This window comes from Mesobacillus subterraneus (assembly GCF_020524355.2).
Lineage (GTDB): Bacteria > Bacillota > Bacilli > Bacillales > Cytobacillaceae > Mesobacillus > Mesobacillus subterraneus_C.
This window is the reverse complement of sequence record NZ_CP129019.1, coordinates 22,682-43,478: the sequence shown is the minus strand read 5'-3', so window position 1 is coordinate 43,478 and position 20,797 is coordinate 22,682. Positions and strand designations below refer to the sequence as shown.

General features: G+C 35.5%; 19 protein-coding genes and 2 pseudogenes. 4 read left to right on the top strand and 17 right to left on the bottom strand.

The window, feature by feature from the left end; translation table 11 throughout:
• Window positions 1-7: 7 nt before the first annotated feature.
• The 7 genes from LC048_RS00200 to istB (LC048_RS00175) form a co-directional block, all read right to left on the bottom strand.
• Window positions 8-628: a response regulator transcription factor gene (locus LC048_RS00200; protein WP_226601514.1), complete on the bottom strand. Its 621-nt coding sequence runs from the start codon at window positions 626-628 to the stop codon at window positions 8-10.
• The gene (locus LC048_RS00195; protein ID WP_306049117.1) at window positions 610-2,160 is read right to left on the bottom strand and encodes a sensor histidine kinase; all 1,551 of its coding nucleotides are present in this window, start codon (window positions 2,158-2,160) and stop codon (window positions 610-612) included. The genes LC048_RS00200 and LC048_RS00195 overlap by 19 nt, the downstream gene beginning before the upstream one ends.
• A gap of 546 nt (window positions 2,161-2,706) precedes the next feature.
• Window positions 2,707-2,865, bottom strand: a complete 159-nt coding sequence (locus LC048_RS24865; RefSeq protein ID WP_226601512.1) for an ATP-binding protein — start codon at window positions 2,863-2,865, stop codon at window positions 2,707-2,709.
• A gap of 3 nt (window positions 2,866-2,868) precedes the next feature.
• On the bottom strand, window positions 2,869-3,270 hold the full coding sequence (locus LC048_RS00190) for a magnesium chelatase domain-containing protein (protein WP_306049115.1): 402 nt from the start codon (window positions 3,268-3,270) through the stop codon (window positions 2,869-2,871).
• 435 nt (window positions 3,271-3,705) lie between these two features.
• Window positions 3,706-3,906, bottom strand: a complete 201-nt coding sequence (locus LC048_RS00185; protein WP_226601510.1) for an integrase — start codon at window positions 3,904-3,906, stop codon at window positions 3,706-3,708.
• 382 nt (window positions 3,907-4,288) lie between these two features.
• Complete coding sequence (locus LC048_RS00180; protein WP_226601509.1) at window positions 4,289-4,492, bottom strand: hypothetical protein; 204 nt, start codon at window positions 4,490-4,492, stop codon at window positions 4,289-4,291.
• The gene (istB, locus tag LC048_RS00175; protein ID WP_226601508.1) at window positions 4,489-5,187 is read right to left on the bottom strand and encodes an IS21-like element helper ATPase IstB; all 699 of its coding nucleotides are present in this window, start codon (window positions 5,185-5,187) and stop codon (window positions 4,489-4,491) included. Before istB (LC048_RS00175) ends, LC048_RS00180 begins: the two co-directional genes overlap by 4 nt.
• A 128-nt stretch (window positions 5,188-5,315) precedes the next feature.
• On the opposite strand from istB (LC048_RS00175), the gene istA reads away from it, so the two are divergent.
• Entirely contained in the window at window positions 5,316-6,878 is a 1,563-nt protein-coding gene (gene istA / locus LC048_RS00170; protein WP_306049112.1) for an IS21 family transposase, read from the top strand.
• The gene (gene istB, locus LC048_RS00165; RefSeq protein ID WP_306049110.1) at window positions 6,875-7,639 is read left to right on the top strand and encodes an IS21-like element helper ATPase IstB; all 765 of its coding nucleotides are present in this window, start codon (window positions 6,875-6,877) and stop codon (window positions 7,637-7,639) included. Before istA ends, istB (LC048_RS00165) begins: the two co-directional genes overlap by 4 nt.
• Here istB (LC048_RS00165) and LC048_RS00160 read toward each other — a convergent pair.
• A complete protein-coding gene (locus LC048_RS00160; protein WP_226605183.1) occupies window positions 7,630-7,788 on the bottom strand; it encodes a hypothetical protein in 159 nt (52 codons plus the stop codon). The two genes, istB (LC048_RS00165) and LC048_RS00160, sit on opposite strands and share 10 nt — an antisense overlap.
• A gap of 574 nt (window positions 7,789-8,362) precedes the next feature.
• Between LC048_RS00160 and LC048_RS00155 the strand changes: the two are divergent.
• Window positions 8,363-8,737, top strand: a pseudogene (locus LC048_RS00155) (IS3 family transposase); the annotation flags it as partial.
• 369 nt (window positions 8,738-9,106) lie between these two features.
• Window positions 9,107-9,396: pseudogene (locus tag LC048_RS25245) on the top strand (transposase); the annotation flags it as partial.
• A gap of 1,118 nt (window positions 9,397-10,514) precedes the next feature.
• On the opposite strand, the gene wecB reads toward LC048_RS25245, so the two are convergent.
• The 9 genes from wecB to LC048_RS00105 form a co-directional block, all read right to left on the bottom strand.
• Entirely contained in the window at window positions 10,515-11,633 is a 1,119-nt protein-coding gene (wecB, locus tag LC048_RS00145) for a non-hydrolyzing UDP-N-acetylglucosamine 2-epimerase (protein ID WP_226604796.1), read from the bottom strand.
• A 20-nt stretch (window positions 11,634-11,653) separates the two neighbouring features.
• Window positions 11,654-12,880: a nucleotide sugar dehydrogenase gene (locus LC048_RS00140; protein ID WP_226604799.1), complete on the bottom strand. Its 1,227-nt coding sequence runs from the start codon at window positions 12,878-12,880 to the stop codon at window positions 11,654-11,656.
• A gap of 32 nt (window positions 12,881-12,912) precedes the next feature.
• A complete protein-coding gene (gene rfbB, locus LC048_RS00135) occupies window positions 12,913-13,938 on the bottom strand; it encodes a dTDP-glucose 4,6-dehydratase (protein WP_226604801.1) in 1,026 nt (341 codons plus the stop codon).
• 23 nt (window positions 13,939-13,961) lie between these two features.
• Complete coding sequence (gene rfbA, locus LC048_RS00130) at window positions 13,962-14,849, bottom strand: glucose-1-phosphate thymidylyltransferase RfbA (RefSeq protein WP_226604804.1); 888 nt, start codon at window positions 14,847-14,849, stop codon at window positions 13,962-13,964.
• Window positions 14,850-14,853: 4 nt separating this feature from the next.
• On the bottom strand, window positions 14,854-16,284 hold the full coding sequence (locus LC048_RS00125; RefSeq protein WP_226604807.1) for a lipopolysaccharide biosynthesis protein: 1,431 nt from the start codon (window positions 16,282-16,284) through the stop codon (window positions 14,854-14,856).
• A 119-nt stretch (window positions 16,285-16,403) separates the two neighbouring features.
• Complete coding sequence (locus LC048_RS00120) at window positions 16,404-17,528, bottom strand: DegT/DnrJ/EryC1/StrS family aminotransferase (RefSeq protein ID WP_226604809.1); 1,125 nt, start codon at window positions 17,526-17,528, stop codon at window positions 16,404-16,406.
• 13 nt (window positions 17,529-17,541) lie between these two features.
• Window positions 17,542-18,201 (bottom strand): acetyltransferase, encoded by a 660-nt coding sequence (locus tag LC048_RS00115; protein ID WP_226604812.1) that lies wholly within the window; start codon window positions 18,199-18,201, stop codon window positions 17,542-17,544.
• A complete protein-coding gene (locus LC048_RS00110; protein WP_226604815.1) occupies window positions 18,198-19,259 on the bottom strand; it encodes a TDP-N-acetylfucosamine:lipid II N-acetylfucosaminyltransferase family protein in 1,062 nt (353 codons plus the stop codon). Before LC048_RS00110 ends, LC048_RS00115 begins: the two co-directional genes overlap by 4 nt.
• 119 nt (window positions 19,260-19,378) lie before the next feature.
• Window positions 19,379-20,722, bottom strand: a complete 1,344-nt coding sequence (locus LC048_RS00105; RefSeq protein WP_226604817.1) for an O-antigen polymerase — start codon at window positions 20,720-20,722, stop codon at window positions 19,379-19,381.
• Window positions 20,723-20,797: the final 75 nt, after the last annotated feature.

Here is a 20,797-nt window from a genome sequence, read left to right as displayed (position 1 = left end):
TCCAGTATTATGAATGCACTTTTAAATAGCCCAGTTTCAAGGCATGGATAACAGCTTGGGATCTGTTCGCTTGACCTGTTTTTCGCAATATACTGCTTACGTGGGTTTTTACGGTTGGTTCTGAAATAAACAGTTTTTGCGCGATTTCTAAGTTGCTACAGTTTTCAATGATAAGCTCAAAAACCTCCCTCTCACGTTCTGTTAACCCAAAATCTTTCAATGACATATTCTCCATAGGCTTGCGAACTTTGGGCTGAAAGCAGGAATATCCCATCATGACCATTTGGACCATTTTAATGATTTCTTCAGGATCTGTGTTTTTAAGTATATAACCATCGATTCCTGCTTCCATAGCCTGATAGATTTCTTCACTCTCCTCAAAAGCCGTCAGTACTATTACTTTGACCTGCGGCATCTTCTGCTTTATTTCAGGACAGTTCTTTAATATGCTTTTTCCAGGCATTCTCAAATCTGAAATTATGACATCAGGCAGAACTTTCAATGCCTTGGTGATCAAGGTATCACCATTAGAAACATCTCCGACAATTTCAAAACCTTCATGAGCTAAGATAAGTCCCAATCCATTCTTCACTATTTGATGATCGTCCGCTAGCAATACCTTAACCATAAGCCCGCCTCCTCTCTTTCGGTATAATCGCGGTTATATGGGTGCCCCCCCAATGGAGCAGATTCTATCGAGAAATGGCCGCCCAATTCATTTATTCTTTCCTCCATACCCCGCAATCCGTAACCTTTTTTGCGGCTTCCATCCATCACATCAATACCAATGCCATCATCTTCTAGCTTTAAAGTCCATTGAATAGTCGTGATATCAATTGTGATGGAAGCCTTCCTGGCCTGAGCATGCTTGACTATATTATTAAGTGCCTCTTCAATCAACCGATAAGCAGCATGCTCCATTTCATAATAACCTTCAGGTAATATACCAGTAACATTTAATGTTATATATAACTTATGTTTTTGGGTAATCCTGCTTATTAAGCTTTGAATGGCTTCAATTAATTGGTGCCCCTGACCTTCATCCTTCAACTCTTTGATATATTTCCTTACTTCCGTATGGCATTCTTTAATTTGCTGTTCTAGCGACTTTACCATTTCATCAAGGGTTGGTTCCTCGCGTTCCATGACACTTTTTTTCATTAAAAAAACCTGTGTTGACAAGTAGAAGAGCTGTTGAGCAAGACCATCATGAATATCCTGGGCAATTTTGCTTTTGGTTTCAGTACGGATTGAAGTTTCTATCTCACTGCTCCTTTTTAATTGAGTTACATGGTTAGAAACAAAAGCCTCTATCAAGTACAAATAGATATAATTAAATCTTTTCCTAATATCCCTTCTAGGAGAATGGATCAATACACCAGCAAAAGATTCTTTCCGGCTGCGGATGGGAAAATAAAAATACTGTTCCATTTGGCCTGTTGAATTCGTCAACTTTACAAAAGTAGGTTTCCCTTTCAGATGCATCCCCTCTTCTATCAACCTAGCCTTGATGAGGTAATACTCCCACTGGTCATCAACATGCTGATATGAATACCAGCAGAAATAAACTTTATCTGATGAATAGATCTTTTTCACTACACTTTCAATTTTTTTACTTAGTCTAAAAATATCCTCTTCCTCAGACAGGCTATTGAATAATTTAACAGTCATGAACAACTTTTTATACTTCTGTTTAATGAAACTTCGAAAATAGTACAAAACCAGGAAAAGATTAATAACCAATAAAAATATCAGGGAAAATTCAGCTACCCCTTTCCAATAGGGATGATGCATCCATATAACAGCATTTGCTGCTGTTAAATAAATACCAGCGAAAATTGAAAACCAACGCTTGTCCAAATAAGTCCCTAGCCACACCAGAGTTGTAAAAGAATAAATGATGAACGGACTTCTTGACCCTCCAGTACTATATATCAAAAACAGATTAAAGATCATGTCCCCAAAAATCATGAACAAGGCTACAATACTATGCTTATTGAATACGAATACAATGGTACAGAGAGTATTCATAGCAAGCATAACCAAAGCAATTACCAGATTGTATGTATTGAAGTGGAAATAGAGTAAAAAGCCGACCAAAAGAGAGACCCATCTAAACCAAAAGAGATAGAATCTTAATTCTCTTATTAAATACGACATATAATTCCCCTTTTGTATATTTTTTACACTACAACTCTATCTTAATTTAGGACTTTTGGATTAGCAAGCGGTGTAAATTGTCGAATGGAGATATTATTGAATTTTCACTAATTTCCAGCAAAAAAAAGGATTTGCCAGTAAACAGCAAAACCTTCAGTAATAGACATATAGTAATCACTTGTTTTTCATTAACTTTTTCAAGAATCAATTTATCCTACGGAGACATAGGGACGGTTCTTGACGTCTCAAAGAGGAATGAGAGACATAAAACTGTTCATATTGTCCAAATGTTAAGGTAGTTTTACTTTTCAGTTGAAACGAGAACCTTCCCTATGCACTAAATCCTTGTATACGCCCAAGATCCAGGCTGCCTGTCGGAGGGTGATGCCTTCAATAGTTTTGACTTGCATGGGATATTGACCCCTCTGCCATCCGGGTAGGCTTTTCACCGGAGCAATGCTAATCACGCCGAGCAACTTTTTAATTTCTTGCCGTGCCTGTTCATCTATCAATTTCCGCCTACGATAGATATCTTCAAGGCATTCATCATGATTGGATCGCTCGGAATGTCTCAGCCAAAAGACTCTTTCCGCAGCCAGGAGGACCATCCATTAGTACATAATGACCACCGCTTGCAGCAATCTCAAGCGAATGATTGGAAAAATCGTGGCCAATAATCTGATTGAAATCGCTTGTGGCCACCATTAATTACTCAATCATTTCCACCAGCAAAGGCAGTAACTGCTGTCCCGCTAAAAGATTCATCATATCCAGCAAGGTTTCAACATAGACAAGTTTCAAGTCATGTATTTCAATTCTCGGTATTGTCGCATCAAAAGGCAGGACCAGCCGCTTTAACCACAGCTTCCTGGCTGCCAAAATAGCCGCAATCATTTCCTCTAGGATGGACTGTCCCATCCAGAGATAACGCACCGATAAAACCAGCATCCATTGGGATTGGATTCTGTATAAACCCACCATCTTAAGGATGCCAATAACAATCGCGAGGTCGAACAATGGCCCATTCTTTTTCTGCTCCGCCGGCGACAGGTTAATGATCACCTTCTTATCCACAAGCGGAAATCCCATTGTATGCAGTGCCGCCGTCACCCTCTCCTTCGACTCCTTCACCGAAGGATCAGGCAGCCAGACAATCACGATCGACTCGAATTTCCTTCACCTGAACCTCAATATCAACTCGATAACCCTCAAGCCCTTTCAAACCGATACTTACAACCTTTACAGACTTAGACAAACCTCCAGACGATTTATATATAAGAAAATTCATAAAGGTAAAAGCCAAATAAAAGGAGAGAATTCTCAGAAATCAATAAATAGAAACGGAGGAATGTGTTTACTTTATGGATGGAGAAATACTCATAGAAAAAGGATCGATGAAAGGCAGAAGAATAACTCAAAAGAGGAGAATGACAGATTGGCTCTACATTCAGCTTCATATTCATGGTGGAGAAGTGAAAGTGTCACATTTGGCTTTGCCAACTCTTCATGAATATAGTCAAAATTCAAAGGGTGTCGACCTGAAGTCTACAATGTCTTCTCAGGATAAAGAAATTCCTCAATCCATTTATCCGTCATTTCTTCCTCTAACGGACAGACTAACCCTTTCTTCTCGGCAAGTCCGATGATCTCTGTTACTTTTTGACGAGAGTGACCAGAACTTGAGGCGATACCTCTAAGGCTGATGCCCTCATCGTTTAATTCCAATATCTTTCGATAATGAATCATACAAAAATACCTCCTGATAAATAATGACACACCCGAAGGTGTGCTCATTATTTATACAGAAGGCATAGTGGTAATCAGCTTGGCAGTTGCTGGTACATTTCTTGTCATTAGGTGGTAAATAGAATGTCATTGGTGGTACATTTCATTGGCCGTAATCAGCTGACTACAGCCATGCGATTGTTCCACTATTGACATCTTTCTGGTCCACTTCTGCCATCAAATTGATCCACCGCTGCCATATAGAGGTCCATTTGAGGAGTGCAGGAGGAAAGAGGGGGACGTTTCGCACAAGAAAGCCACTTAATCGGGATATTAGAGCTAAAGCCTCGATTATCCTTTGAAGACAGCCATCGAAGCTAGATCCCTTCGATGGCTGCGTTTGTTATTTAAAGCTTTTCCCCTCTAATCTGGCTTCAAGCATTAGAACAGCTTGTCGTACAAGTTCATCTTTGTCTAAATCCTCCTCTTCAGCCGCTTCCAAACATAGTGGTAAAAGCAAGTCTATGAGCTGTTCCATTACCTCTTCAGGAAGAAAATGATGAAAAAAATACTTGGCAATACGGTTCTCTACTTCTATAGGAATCATGAAGATCCCACCAATCCACGGCGTTCACGCATTGAAATATCTCCATCCACCATGATGTGATAGGAATCATGTACAATGCGATCAAGAATGGCGTCTGCCAGTGTGCCTTCACCAATCTTTTCATGCCATCCACGAGGATCAAACTGGGAACAGAATATAGTGGAGGCAGTTTGATATCGGGACTCAATAATCTCTAGTAAATCTCGAGCTTCTGTTTCTTTTAGTGGAGTTAGGAGCCATTCATCAAGAATGAGTAAATCTACTTTGGTATATTTCTTAATTACCTTTCGGTAAATGTCTTCACCTCTAGCCACAGCGAGCTCATCGAGTAAGTCGGGAAGCCGAATGTATTGTACTTTATAAAACTGACGACAGGCAGCGATTCCGAACGCACATCCTAAGTAAATCTTTCCATTACCTGATGCACCTTTGATAATGATATTGTGTTTTTCCTGAATGTACCTTCCTGTCGATAATCTTAGGATTTGAGTTTTATCTAGTTTCCGATCTTTGTGGTATTCGATATCTTCTATACAAGCCTGGCTATCTCTGAAATCCGCACTCTTTACGAGGCGGTCATGCTTGGCATTTTTCCGACGTCCCCATTCAATATCAACAAGCATGGAGAATCGGTCCTCAAAAGATAAGTCCCGGTATTCTGGGTTTTTCAATTGATCCATATATTGCTCAGCCATCGCAGTGTGACTGCTAGAATAAAGTGAACAGTTTCCGCTAAATAAAAATGAACACTTATTTACTACAGAGAGTCTTGGCTATATCATAGATTATTAGCTTCTTAGATATAGGCAGGAGGAAATGAAGGGTGGATAAGTTTGAAATGTATATAGAGATTAGAGGACTGATCAATCAGAAGTACAGCGTTTCAGCTATTGCAAGGAAAATGAAAATATCAAGAAACACTGTGTATAAGTACTTACAGAAGACACCTGATGAAATGGCAGAATGGACGGCAGCTACTATGGCTAGAACGAAAAAATTAGATATACATAAAGAGTTGATATTAAATTGGTTGAGGGAATATCCAGACATGACGGCAGCCCAAGTATATGATTGGCTGAAAGAAAAATTTCCTACTTTCAAAGTTGGAGAAAGTACAGTAAGGAATTATGTAAAAGATATTCGGGCAGAGTTTTCAATCCCTAAAGAGGTTAACAAACGGGAATATGAAGCCATTCCTGATCCACCAATGGGTGAACAAATACAAGCAGATTTCGGTTTCGTGACTGTAAGAAACAAAGCTGGTAAGCCAGTCAAACTCATGTTCATCGTATTTGTGCTAGCGCATTCGAGGTTTAAGTATGTTTGGTTTCAAAATAGGCCATTTACGACTAAGGACGTAGTAGAGGCACATAAAAAAGCGTTCATTGCTTTTAGCGGAGTTTCCAAAGAAATTGTGTACGACCAGGATCGGCTACTGGTAGTAGCAGAAAATGAAGGAGATATTCTTCTTACCGAGGAATTTCAGCAGTTTGTCAACGAGGTGGAGTTTAAAGTAGTTTTATGCCGAAAGGCAGACCCTGAAAGTAAGGGCAGAGTAGAAAACGTAGTAGGCTTCGTCAAGAAGAACTTCGTTCAACACAGAATCTATCACAATATTGACTCCTGGAACGAGCAATGCCAGCACTGGTTGGATAGGACAGGCAATGGAAAAGTTCATAATGGAACAAAAAGAAGACCCGCCGATGTGTTTCTCCTGGAAAAGCAACACATGAGACAGGTCAACCTTTTAAAACAAAACATTAAATCAAGTATAACAAGAAGTGTAAGGAAGGACAACACAGTGTTGTTTCATTCGAACCGTTATACAGTACCACTAGGCACTTTCCATAAATACCCCGAAGTGCAATTAAAGCCTAGTAAGGAAAACAAACTAATCATTTTTGTTAAAGATACTGGAGAGATTTTAGCAGTTCATTCAATCAGCCAGGATAAAGGTCAGTTGATCCGTAATACTTCCCATCAACGGGATCGATCCAAGGGACTTACAGAATTAAAAGATTCTATAAGCAGCCACTTCACCGATCCTGAGAGAGCAAAGATGTATATTCAGGAGCTACAAAGAAAATATCCTAGATATGTTCGTGACCAGCTAAGCATCATAAAAAAGTGCATAGATGTGAGTGCTGTCGACGTTTTAGATGATTCCCTAGTGTTATGTATGGAGAGGAATCTATATAGTGCTAATGATTTCCGAGATGTAGTCCAGTTATTAAAACGCCAACGCCAAGTGAACAAGAACAGTCCAAGTGCTATCGCTGAATACCAATCAACATCTGCCGATGTGGAGACATTGCCATTACTAAGCGCAGAAGCGAAACACCGTCCACTTAACCAATATGTCGCAATTATGGAGGGAATCAAATGAAACAGCTTCAGCAGCTTCAGTATGCCCTAGTATCCCTCCGTCTTTCGGAGGCTTCAAAAGAGCTTCCGGCTCTACTGGCCAAAGCCGAAAAGGAACAAGTCAGCTACCTTTCCTTCCTTCAAACTTTGGTGGATCATGAACGGGAAAAACGAGATGAAAAGAACATGGAAAAAAGGCTTAAGCTGGCCTCTTTTCCATGTATTACTCCTTTAGAAACGTTTAACTTGGAAGAGCAAGAGTCATTGAGCCGAAAGGAATTCAACCAACTGAAGGAATTAGCATGGGTTGAACAGCTTTTCAACGTAATACTATTGGGACCGCCAGGTGTTGGTAAAACTCACTTAGCAGTCGGTTTAGGGTTGGAGGCCATTCAAAAGGGCTATAAGGTTTCATTTATTTCCATGGGGGAATTGGTTCACACCTTAAAAACGCTGGACATAACGCGGAAATCGCAAACCAGGATAAAAAGGATTAAGGATTCACATTTAGTTATCATTGACGACTTAATGTACGCAGCAATGGATCCAAGGGAAGCCAACCTCTTCTTTCAGCTGGTCAACGATTTATATAACCATTCCTCGATTATTCTAACGTCTAACAGATCTCCAAAGGAATGGACAGAACTGCTTGGAGATGTAGGAGTAGCAACAGCTATTTTAGACAGATTAATTCATCGGGCTGAGATAGTAAGCTTCGTAGACGATAGTCATAGAATGAAGAACAGACAAAGAATTTTTATTGGAGAAAGTGTTCAAAAATAATCAGCGAAATTGTTCATTTTAACTTGACGCTCACACAAGTCCGCATACTTCTTAATAGTCCTTGGATCTTTCCCCATTCTTTTAGCTACATTTGCATATCCGCAGCCTTTATTGTTAACTTCATGTCTGATATACTTAATCTCAGCCACAGCCAACATCTCCTTAATACCTCCTGCACGTTTTGTACCCAACAGGAAGTGTATGTGTATTTTGGAATGTTGACAAGTGGCCTTTTTTAATTTGTGCAGGCCCCTCTGGGACTGCACAAATTAAATGCCATAACCTACATTTTTATGATGCCATAAACACCCCCGGCTTCGCTAGTTCTTTATGAATATAGTCACAATCTGGCTTTCTTCTAAAATCCGATGAAGTGTGCTTCTCGGGAAATAGTAGGTCTTGTAAAGCTTGATCAGTCATGTTTTCTTCTAATGGTCAATCTACGTTACATTCTTCAGCTCTTTTCACAACCTCCCTTATAGTAGTTCTAGAATTTGAGGTACTTGAGGCAATGCCCCGTTGACTAATTCCCTGGGCGTGAAGCCTCAGGATTTCCCGGTATTTGATCACAAAAAAACCTCCTATAGAATTGATGCGCACCAGCAGGTGCATCTCAATTATATAGAAGGGTGGTCCTGCACATGGCAGAGGTGGAACAATAACTTGTCAGGAGTGGTCCAAAAACATGGCAAGCGTGGTATAAATCAATGGCTATAATGTACAGGGACAAACAAAGATGCGGCATTGGTCTATCGGGCTTTTGCGTCCATTAAAAAGGACTTGAGGAAAATCGAATATTTTCATACAGATCGTGGCAGTGAGTTTAAGAACAAGCTGATAGATGAAGCACTTAAGACCTTTGAAATTAAGAGATCCTTAAGTTAAAAAGGCTGCCCTTATGATAACGCAGTAGCTGAAGCGACATTTAAGATCATTAAGACAGAGTTTGTCAGAGGAAGGCATTTTACAAGTTTAGAAGAGTTAACGAGAGAATTAAATGACTACGTTCATTGGTTCAACCATATTCGAATTCACGGAACCCTAGGCTATTTAAGCCCAGTTGAATACAAACTTGGACACCTTAAAAAATCTGTGTAGTTTAGTGTTGACATTCCAAGCTATTACCCTCCTGCATTTGGAACGAAGAAGAGGATATAGATCAGGATGAATTAGTTCGTTGGGCTATTGAGATTATTGATCAGGAATTGAGAGATAAGAGATTCAAATAATAATATAAACAACCATTGGAGCGAGTGAAGTTCCAGTGGTTGTTTATATTATTAGCTACATTAATAAGAGTGGCTCTCACCCCGCACTTAATGGCTCAGTTGACCGCTAATAGTGGCTCAAATCTCCGCACTGATGGCTCAATCTGTCCGCAATACTCAGTAGCATGGTAAATTCCTTGGCGAACAGTGGTAAAAAAGATGGCAAGGGTGGTAAAATCTCTTGGCTGTAATCAAAATAAGAAAAAAAACAGTCACCTTGACTAAAATCGAGTTCATTCGTAGATTCCTGATGCATGTACTCCCGAAGGGATTCGTGAAATCAGACATTATGGCATACTTGCAAACCGGAATAAAAAAAACAGACTTACGCTATGCCGAAAACTGACAAGAAGTCCAAGATACAAACCACAGTTTGATGGATTGAGTGTTTTGGAGATTGTATCGATTATCTTAAAAAAGGATGTCAGGCAATGCCCTGGCTGCCGAACAGCCCTTTTACAGTTAGCGGTTCCTGGAGACATACCTTAGATGGGACTAATTGAATACCTTTTTAAAAAGCCTCTTCAGTGGGGAGGGGGAAACTATATTCATTTCACTTCAAAAGACCATACACTCAATGATTTCATCTCAGGATCTTCTCTTAAAACCTACTTTTGAGGGAAATCGAAATATTGAAACCCCATAGGACAAAACCGCGACTTCATTCTTCTCCGGCAATCAAAAATTTTGCGTTTGGAGGAAGAACCTAAAATCAAAAGGCACGATGAGCAGTTAACACCAATTATTGTGCCTTTTTTGGGGCAAAACTTCCGATTGTCCACTTTAAGAACCGTCCCTGTGTCTCATAGTATTGTTATCCAAGCACTATTGTGCAATTCGAAAACTACTTACTGAACTAACGTGCAGACACTTTAAAGGAATGTATCAACTTATATGAGCAAGAGTTGAAACATCAAGATCATATTAGTGAGATACGCACAATTCAGCAAATACAGGAATTGACTCTAAGAGAAGCGAGACTGCTAATAATGTTGCTTTTTTCAGCTTATTTGCTAGGAGGTAAGCTCTTTAATGGCTTATTCACTTTAGAATCACTATATTATTACAAAGGACGGGATCAAAGCCGTCTTTTTTGTTACGGTTTTATAAAACTTTAATTAACATTTACCCATGTAAAATGAAGGGTAATTCATTTCCAGCTAGATGTACAATTGTTAAAGAACACTTGAAGAAGGTTCTATCTAAGAAAAATAATACGTATTTAGTTGACTGTATAGTTATTTGGGGAAGCAATTAGACTGCTTCCCCTTTATTGATTCTGTTAGTTTCAATACAATCCACCATAAAGTTCTGGACATTGTGAACGTCATTTCCCTCTCTGGAATCAATTTGATGGAAAGAGTAAACCAAAAGCACTTCAACCGTAGACCAAACACATAGATGGGTCGACAACAAAGGACAAATAATCTCGTTAAATCTAGGACAACCTGACTATCAGCAACCTATTTCGACTCCTGAATACACGCTAGATCCGTTCCTATCGTTAAAATAAAAACATCTCTCAGCTTGTTGGATCCCTAAGAATTAAGAACAACATTATAGAAGTAAGGTTTTATTAAACTAAATTAATATTAGGTAGTGCTTGACTAAGCATAAAAAATACCCGCATTCTTCCCTTCTAATACATCAGCAATCCTCTTACTTGCAAATCCATCACCATATGGATTACTTGCTTTACTCATTTTGTCATACTCTTGCTTATCTTCTAAAAGTAATTTGAAGTTTTTATAGATATTTTCTTCATCTGTTCCTACCAATTTAAGAGTGCCAGCCGCAATACCTTCAGGACGTTCAGTGGTATCGCGCATAACTAGAACAGGCTTTCCTAAGCTAGGAGCTTCTTCTTGAATGCCTCCACTATCTGTTAGTATTAAATAAGATCTTGAAAGGAAATTGTGAAAATCTAATACATCTAATGGCTCAATAATTCTTACTCTACTATTATTTCCTAGTATGTCATTAGCAGCTTCTCTCACAAAAGGGTTCATATGGATAGGATATACTGCTTTAATATCAGGGAATTCATCCACGATTCTTTTGATTGCTTTAAACATATTCCTCATCGGTTCTCCCAGATTTTCTCTTCTATGGGCGGTAATCATTATAAGCCGGCTATCTGATGCCCATTCTATCTGTTCATGTGTGTAATCATCTTTAACTGTGGTATTTAGCGCATCGATAGCAGTATTCCCCGTAACATAAATAGATGATAAATCTTTCCCCTCTTTTAATAGGTTTTCTTTAGACATCTCCGTTGGGGCAAAATTATATTTTGCTACAAGACCAACAGCTTGACGATTAAATTCTTCTGGATAAGGAGAAAAAATATTATAGGTTCTAAGACCTGCTTCTACGTGCCCAACAGGAATTTGCAAGTAGAAGCAAGCTAAAGACGTCACGAAAGTAGTAGAAGTGTCTCCATGAACTAGAACCACATCCGGTTTAACTTCTTCAAGTACAGCTTTCATTTTCTCTAATATACTTATCGTCACATCAAAAAGTGTCTGTTTTTCTTTCATTATTGATAAGTTATAATCTGGGACTACACTGAATGCATCTAAAACTTGAGTTAACATTTCTCGATGCTGACCTGTTACACAAACCACTGTATCAAGTTCTTCTCTTGTTCTAAGTTCTTTGACTAAAGGACACATTTTAATTGCTTCTGGTCTAGTTCCGAAAACAACCATTATTTTTTTCTTCATAAATATCTACCAACTTTATTTTATAATTTATAAGTTCCTTCAAATGCACAGATGTTTTTTGTATCAAGAATAAGCTTGCCTTTAATGATATCCATATTGCTTTTGATATGATCATGCCCAACCATAACAACAAGGATTTCTATCTCATTTAAGAAGTCTTCAAAATTCATAAACTGATGATCTACAATCCTTTCCTTAACATAAGGATCAAATACTTTTACTCCAAAGGCTAAGTGTTCATCCATTCTTTCTAATAATTGGAATGTAGGACTTTCTCTTATGTCATCCACATTTTCTTTGTATGTTAATCCATATAGTCCAACTTTCGTTATTTCTTTAATATTATGCTCTCTCATGATATCTCTTATTCGTCCTAGCACGTGTCTTGGCATAGAATCATTTATTTTCCTTGCTGTTAAGATAAGATTAGTCAGATCTGGATAGTCTCCTACCAAGAACCACGGATCAACAGAAATACAATGTCCACCAACACCTGGACCAGGTTGTAATATATTTACTCGCGGATGCTTATTGGCAATTTTAATAATCTCGTATACATCCATATTATCTGTACGACAAATTTTAGCTAATTCATTAGCAAATGCAATATTAATGTCTCGATAAGTATTCTCTACAACCTTAGACATTTCTGCCGATCTTATATCCGTTACAACAATTTCGGCTTTACAAAAGTTTGAATATAGCGCTTTAACTTTCTCCCCAACTTCATAGTTATCTGCACCTATTGTTCTTGAATTATGCTCAAGCTCATAAATCATATTCCCCGGAATAATTCTTTCAGGGGCATGTAATAAATTTACATCCTCGCCAATAACATAGCCTCTTTTTTCTATTTCAGGTCTAATGTATTTATCTATTGTTCCAGGAGAAACTGTTGACTCAATTATAATTACTGCTCCTTTTTCACAGATATCCAAAACACTATTTACTGCTGAAATAACATACTTTGGATCAAGTTTTTTACTACCTTTAAGATAAGGTGTTGGAACTGCAATAATATAAGTATGTGTCTTCTTATACTCCGTTGAAAATTCAATTCCATTTGTAAGAGCTTCATTAAAAAGCTCTTCTAATCCTTCTTCTTCAAAAGTAAGCTTTCCACTTTTTAACGAATCTACTAAATTAGAGTTTTTATCTGTACCTACTACCTTAAGCCCACTTTTTGCAAACATGAGTGCTGTAGGTAAACCAATGTATCCTAAACCTATTATATTAATAAATGACAAGTCATAACTTCCTTTCTGACCATCCGATATAATTACAACTCAAAAGAATATTGACTTTCTATATAAGTTTTGTACTCACCGCTAATAATCTGTTCCCACCAAGCTTGGTTTTCAAGATACCATTTTATTGTCTGTGTAATGCCTGTTTCAAATGTGTATGTCGGATTCCAGCCTAATTTTTGTAATTTTGTTGGATCAATAGCATAACGTTTATCATGACCTAGTCGATCTGTTACAAATTCTATTAAAGTATCCGATTTCCCAAGAATGCTAATAATCGTTTTCACAACTTCTAAATTTGTGCGCTCATTATGTCCTCCAACATTGTATACTTCCCCATTTACACCATCATGGAGGACCAAATCAATTGCTGAACAGTGATCAGCGACATGTAACCAATCCCGAACATTTTTACCGTCACCGTATACAGGAATCTTTTGATCATTTAGCACACGAGAAATTGTTAGAGGGATTAGCTTCTCTGGGAAATGAAAAGGTCCGTAATTATTTGAGCAACGTGTTATGTTAATCGGCAATCCAAAAGTTTCATGGTATGCACGTACTAACAAATCTGATGATGCTTTACTTGCACTGTAAGGACTATTTGGCTGTATCGGAGTTTCTTCAGTAAAAAATGTTTTAGGATTAAAATCAAGCTCTCCATACACTTCGTCTGTTGAAACATGTATAAATTTAGTGATTCCTATTTCCTTTGATGCATCTAAGAGCACCTGCGTTCCTAAAACATTTGTAGTAACAAAAATACTCGGATTTGTTATTGAACGGTCCACATGACTCTCAGCAGCAAAGTGAATTACATAATCAAATTTTTCTTTTTCAAAAAAAGACATTATGAATTCTCTATCTGCAATATCAGCCTTAATAAAACAATAATTATCGTTTTTTTCGATTGCACGATGTTTGGTTAAATCTCCAGCATATGTTAATAAGTCAAGATTATAAATATAATAGTGAGGGTATTTTTTTACCATATATTGCACAAAATTACCACCGATGAACCCCGCTCCACCAGTGACTAGAATTTTTTTTCTTTTCATTCATTTCACCTTTTTAAATTATTTTACTTTACCTGTTTTTCTATTGGTTGTTTTGCCACATCCAATAGGTACTTCCCATATTCTGTTTTCAAAAGAGGTTGTGCAAGTTTAATTAATTGTTCTTTTGTAATATACCCTCTTCGATAAGCAATTTCTTCAATACATGCGATGTATAACCCTTGTCGTTTTTGAATAGCTTCCACGAAATTTGAAGCATTTAGTAACGATTCATGAGTACCGGTATCTAGCCATGCGAGCCCACGGCCCATTACTTCCACTTTTAAATTTCCTTCGTGCAAATATGCATCAATCACTGAAGTTATTTCCTTCTCACCACGTGTCGATGGTTCTACTATTTTGGCAATTTCAACTACATTATTATCAAAGAAATACAACCCAGGTACAGCAAGAGACGATTTAGGATTTTCAGGTTTTTCTTCTATTGAAATTGCATTTCTTTCATTATCAACTTCTACAACACCATAAGCTCGTGGGTCTTTTACATAACAACCAAAGATAATACCCCCACTCGTTAGAGAAGCAGCTTCTTGAACTCTATTTCCAAAATTTGAACCATAAAAAATATTGTCTCCTAGTACTAATGCTACAGGAGAATCCCCAATAAACTCTTCTCCGAGGATAAATGCTTCAGCTAAACCTCCTGGCTCTTCTTGTACTACATATACAAATTTAATACCAAGTTTACTACCGTCTCCCAAAAGCTCTTCAAATGCCTCAATGTCTCTTGGAGTAGATATAATTAAAATTTCCTTTATACCTGCAAGCATTAAAACCGATAACGGATAATAAATCATCGGCTTATCATATACAGGGAGCATCTGCTTAGACACTGCTTTTGTCAATGGATAAAGTCTAGTTCCAGAACCCCCTGCTAGTATTATTCCCTTCATCACTTTACACCTTTCTATTTTTAATTATAATGCGAGAAATGAACTTTAGCTCTTTTATATATAACATTAATATAAATATTATTATTAATGCCCCAGTTAGATAGGTAAATAAATGGTATGGCCAAAACATATTTATTAGGGCATAGCCAAAGATAAGACCAATTAATAGATAAACCCTTTTTAGCCCATATTTGACAGGGTAATACTTTTTTGAAATATGTGTTCTCATTAAAAAAAATATAATGAAAGAAATCCCCGTAGAAAGGGCTGCTCCCTCTGCACCATATAAAGGAACTAACGCTATATTCCCCAATATGTTTATTAGACCAGAGATACCAGCAATTAAAATATGATATTTTGTTTTTTTGAAGAAATTAATACCTATCACTGTTGTTTCTGACAAAGTGTACATCATTGGCATAAAAATTAAGAATGGCATTATTGTGGCTGCTTGTTTATAATCAGTTCCTAAAAGCATTACAATTACATCTTTGAATAAAATACTCAAAACCCCTATAGTAAACATAATTAAACCGATTATTTTACTCGTCATCGAAAAAAATTCCTGATCATCAGGATGTTTCTCAAAATGTTCATAACAAACAGGCGACCAGAAAGTTGAAAATGAAGCTTGGACTACATTCAACAATGCGACTATTTTAAACGCTGCGGAATATAATCCCAACTCCTCGAAATCAGTCCATTGACGTAATGCGATTTTGTCAAACGATTCAAACAGCCAAGTAATTAATGTCGTAAGTAATAACGGATAGCTAAACTTGAAAATATCACTTTGCGAATGACGAGTTTTCGCGGTTATTATAGAACTTGGTTTCCAAAATTCTTTTTCAATCCTAATAGCAACTATCGTAACTACTATTAAAGTTATTCCTATAGAATAAATAATTATTTGATACCTGGGTCCAATTATATAATATAAAATTACTAACAAAATTAAATTGAGACTTTTATTTAGTATTTCTAGTGAAGAATATAAATGTCCCTTCTGCTGCATACGTATTACAAGCAAAGCAAAACGATATAGAAATTGGAAAGCAATGCTTGAAATTAACACTGCGAGAACTTTTAAATCATTTTCATTAAGTATTAAAATCATAATTTGATCTCTAAAAATAAAAATGATAGAAAATATCAACAAAAATAGCATTGTAGGTATTCTCATTGTGTTTAGTAAAAGCCTTGGACGAAGTTCTTTATTTTCTTCATAAAAAAAACGAACAAATGCTTGATCTGTTCCAAATAAAATAAAAATCATTAATAAGTTAACACTGAGAGTAAACATAGACGCTTTTCCAAAATCTTCTGGTGGTAACAATCTGGTTGAGATAAATGTCGTAACTAATCCAATTAATAAACCAATACCACTACCATAAAAAAATGTAAAAAATTTCTTTAATAAATTATTATTAGTCAATTCATCCACCTAATATAAAAAAAATTATAAAAATAATATGTCTAACTTTTCATTTGTAATCCTAAACAATTTTACCTCCTCGAGGGAAGGTGCACTTCTCGAAGAGGTAAGATAAAAATTTAATTTAACGATTCACCATTCATTGACGTTATAGATTCCTTAATAGAGTCACAAATGTAGTCTACCTCTTCTATAGATAAACTATCATATAACGGTAAGACTAAAACAGAACTAGCAATATCTTCTGCAATAGGGACATTTACATGATAAGATTTATAACACTCGAAATCTGTACACAATGGATAGAAGTATTTCCGTGTAAAAATATTTTTCTCCTTCATAAGTGTGTATACTTTATTTCTAAAACCCTTAACTTTATTGCTTCTTAACAGAATTGGATAATAAGAATAATTTGTTTCGGTATGGTCAGTGGGTTTTAATACTGTTATTTCTAATATTGATTCTAACTTACTATTATAATGCGACACAATCTCTCTTCTTTTAGATATAGTTTCGTCAATATTCTTTAAATTTAAAATACCCATTGCAGCTTGAAATTCATTCATCTTGGCATTAAATCCAACCATATCCACTACTTCTTCATTTTCAATACCAAAATTCTTTAATTTCTCTAAATTACGCTTTAAACTTTTATCATTAAAGACTAATGCCCCGCCCTCTATAGAATGAAACACTTTTGTAGCGTGAAAGCTAAACATGGATATATCACCATAAGAAGATATTGATCTTCCTTTAAAAGTTACTCCAAAAGCGTGAGCAGCATCGTATATCACTTTTAAATTATATTTTCTTGCAATCTTTTCAATACCCTCTATATCACAAGGAGTACCAAACACGTGTACCGCCAATATTGCAGATGTATTGTCTGAAATAAGATCCTCTAGCTTGCTAACATCTATGTTATAAGTTTCAGGGTCAATATCACAAAAAACCGGTTTGAGACCGGATCTAGTTATAGCATGAGCAGTAGAAGCAAAGGTGAATGGAGTTGTAATCACTTCTCCCGTTAAATTCAAAACTTGTAGTGCAGCTTCAAGAGCAAGATGACCATTAGTAAATAAACAAACCTCTTCTGCTTTTAAATATCCCTTTAACAAAATTTCAAAATCCTGATGTAACGGTCCACTGTTTGTTAAATGATTATTATTCCATATCACTTCTAGTAAATCAGTATATTCACTTATTGGAGGTAATGCGGGTTTACTAACCATGATTTTTTTCATGAAATATAACCCCCTATCCTTCTATAGCGCGATTATGAAATTTTATCGGTTTCGCAGGAATGCCAACAGCTGTACAATTATCTGGAATGTCTCTAACAACTACAGAACCTGCTCCTATTATAGAATTCTCACCTATTTCAAGTTTTTCTATAATTGTCGCATTAGTTCCAATATCTACACCTTTGTTAATAATAATATTTCCCGAGATTGATGCATTAGGCAATATAGTTGTAAACTCCTTTATTTCAGTATCATGCCCAATTGTACAATTCAAATTAAGAGTAACGAAATCTTTAAGAATAATATTTGTTGTTAATATACTACCTTCACAGATAATAATTCCTTTTCCTATTTGATTGGTAGAGGAGATACGTGTTTTAGGGTGAATTAAATTCGGGAAATAGATGTTTTCATAAGTAGAGAGCTTATCCAATATTATCTGCTTAGCTTTTGGTGAACCAACCCCAATAGCAATTGCTAATGTTTCGTTATCTTTTAAAGCTTGCTCTACAGTCGTGAGCGGATATCCATTTATATTAATATTACGGTCTGTAATAAAATCATCCACAAATCCAATAATTTCCCACTCGCTCATATTATTATTTATGTCTTCAATCAGATGAGCTACTTCTTTTGCAAAACCACTTGCCCCATATATTAAAATTTTCTTCACTTATTATTTCTCCCTTCAAATATTACTTTCCATATATCTACAAGATAGTCTTTATCAAAAACCTTACTGATTTTTATTTTCAAATCATTATTTGCTCTTTTCGTAAAATCATCAAAATTTATATTGTCAACTGATAAAAAGTCATTCATATCGATGTCAAACTTTTCTTTAAAATGTTCCCACATCGCTGTGTCCGATCTAATATAGACTTTTTTATTTAAATAAAGAAGCGCGTAAATATTTCCTAACGCCTGTTGTCTATCATTGTTAAAAATTGCTATGTCTATTTCATTTAAATAAGCACTATATTCTTCTGGAGGTAAAAATTCAGTTAATGCTTTAAATTTATGTCCAAATAGTTTTTTCCCTTCTCTTATTACCTGTTCTTGATAGGTCTTATCTCCGTATGACAAGGGCACAAATATTTGAATATTCTCATCGCGGAATTTCACAATTTTTCTTAATGCCTCAATATGCTTATTTGCTATGTCAGCAGAATTACCAATTTGAATAATAAATACATCATCAGATTTTTCACTTATTTGTGGTAGAGAGTCTAAATAACTTTGTGATATCGGATTAATATAGGCTCCATGATAATAATTCGCGTTGGTTCGATACCACTTTTGAACTAATTTATAATCCCCTTTCACTAAAGTAACAATATTACCAAATCTTTTTATTATAAAAGCCCTTATAGCCTCTTTTATTTTTGATTTCATATTTTTTCTTGACTGTCTATAGGTATACAAATCAGCGCCCCAGATGATCCAATGGCACTTTTGCAATAACCAAGGCTGAAAAAAAAACAAAGCAATAATTCTGAAATCAAACAGTCCATGAATATAAACTTTATCTGCTCTATATAGCTGCCTTATAAGACTTTTATTCCATACATTTCTATATTTAAAAAAGTTCCCAAAACTTTCTTTCATATAATTTGGTGTATTTGATTCCACACAATGAAATCCGTGCTCTTTTCCATTAAAATTAAGATTAATAAACTTTATATATGGCTCTGTAAATTTCTCAGTACCTACAAAATGAAAGTGTTTCATACAAAACTCCTTGACCAGTTTTCTTCGGGAAAAATAAAATTTTTAATGGTCTAGTTCAAAGTTTAATTATTTTATTTTCATAATTCCTTTTAATTCTTGCTATAAATACAAGTGATATATTATTTATTTTTATTTTGCTGCTTATATGTTAAAAATAAAATAATAGAGATACTAATTAACATTACATTTCCTCTTAATAAAGAAGATAAATCCGCAGATGGTATCACACCAGAAATATTCGTAGCCATTACAACTGAGATAAAATCTCTACTTTTGTTTTGAGGAAGTAACAAGAGTGTTTTATCTATCTTTCCAGTTAAATAGCCTACCATTAGCAATAAACTGATAACCCCAGGTATACCCATTTGGAAATATCCGTACGTTAATAAGTCGGTAGGGACTCCACCAATTGAACTCCAGTTAGTCCCATAAAAGTACTCAGAAACCTCAAAAAATAAAGGATCAAAATTAATTTTGGGGAGAATACTAAAAATATCGCGAAAAACACTACTTCCAAAATAATAATCTTCTATTGTCACTATCCCCCTCAAATTTACTACACTTTTAAAAGGATGGGTAAACTGATATATATATGATAGATAATTCACTTTAATTTCATACCATTGGTTTGTGGAAAGAAAAATAAAGAATTTATCAAGTACATCTAATAATGGCAAGGAAATTATACCTAAGGCAAATATTTTTATCCATACCTTTTTAGTGTATCTTTTCAGAAAAATATATAAAAATGCCAGGAGATAAATTATCAAAGGAGCTCTTCCAGCATTAAATAAAAAGAACAAGATCGCAAACGGAAAAGATAAGGAAAATACAATTTTATCCATTTTATTTTTTCTATTTATTAATAAAAAATAGAAAATGATTGGTGTAACTGTTATTAACCTTGAAGGAATAAATAACAATGCTGTATTTACGCCTACAAAATCTGATAGTGCAGTTTCTCCAAATCCCCTAAATTTTTCTCCTATTGTTAATGCATTTAAAATCCCTCCCAAGGAATTAATAAGTATTAAGAAAGATATTCCTCCTATCAGAAAGGTACCATATCCAATAATAGTAAATATTTTAAGAGAATTAATACTATGGATTTTATATTTAATTTTTCTTTTCTGAAAATTTGAAATCCTTAGTTTATATTTAGAACTAAAAACATATCCAAGATGAAAAGCAAAGAAACCAAAAGTTATTACAATAATTGAAACAGCGATACTCACATCATCTTTCTGGTAAACATACTTTACTAAAGGCCCAAAGTTATTAGCCATTAAAAACTTACCTTCCAATATAATTAGTAATATTGGAATAAGTGCATAGTATAAAAGAAAACCAAAAGTTATTCCTGCGTAAGCACCGCTAATATTAGTTTTTTCATAATTCGATCTTAAGAAATAAATAAAACAAAAAAATAAACATATATATATAATTAAAAATCCTAGATGCAAATTAATCGCCTCTTTAAATCGGCTACCTTAATTATTCCTAAATTATTTACAAGTAAGTAGTTTTTAAGCCTATTA

Bases quoted from the DNA above. Each gene is read 5' to 3' on its own strand.
- istB (WP_226601508.1), bottom strand. From the start codon at position 5,187: ATGGCTGAGCAATATATGGATCAATTGAAAAACCCAGAATACCGGGAC.
- rfbB (WP_226604801.1), bottom strand. From the start codon at position 13,938: ATGAAAAGAAAAAAAATTCTAGTCACTGGTGGAGCGGGGTTCATCGGT.
- LC048_RS00195 (WP_306049117.1), bottom strand. From the start codon at position 2,160: ATGTCGTATTTAATAAGAGAATTAAGATTCTATCTCTTTTGGTTTAGA.
- istB (WP_306049110.1), top strand. From the start codon at position 6,875: ATGAAACAGCTTCAGCAGCTTCAGTATGCCCTAGTATCCCTCCGTCTT.
- LC048_RS00110 (WP_226604815.1), bottom strand. From the start codon at position 19,259: ATGAAACACTTTCATTTTGTAGGTACTGAGAAATTTACAGAGCCATAT.
- LC048_RS00180 (WP_226601509.1), bottom strand. From the start codon at position 4,492: ATGATTCCTATAGAAGTAGAGAACCGTATTGCCAAGTATTTTTTTCAT.
- wecB (WP_226604796.1), bottom strand. From the start codon at position 11,633: ATGAAGAAAAAAATAATGGTTGTTTTCGGAACTAGACCAGAAGCAATT.
- LC048_RS00185 (WP_226601510.1), bottom strand. From the start codon at position 3,906: ATGATTCATTATCGAAAGATATTGGAATTAAACGATGAGGGCATCAGC.
- LC048_RS00200 (WP_226601514.1), bottom strand. From the start codon at position 628: ATGGTTAAGGTATTGCTAGCGGACGATCATCAAATAGTGAAGAATGGA.
- rfbA (WP_226604804.1), bottom strand. From the start codon at position 14,849: ATGAAGGGAATAATACTAGCAGGGGGTTCTGGAACTAGACTTTATCCA.
- LC048_RS24865 (WP_226601512.1), bottom strand. From the start codon at position 2,865: ATGGTGGCCACAAGCGATTTCAATCAGATTATTGGCCACGATTTTTCC.
- LC048_RS00120 (WP_226604809.1), bottom strand. From the start codon at position 17,528: ATGAAAAAAATCATGGTTAGTAAACCCGCATTACCTCCAATAAGTGAA.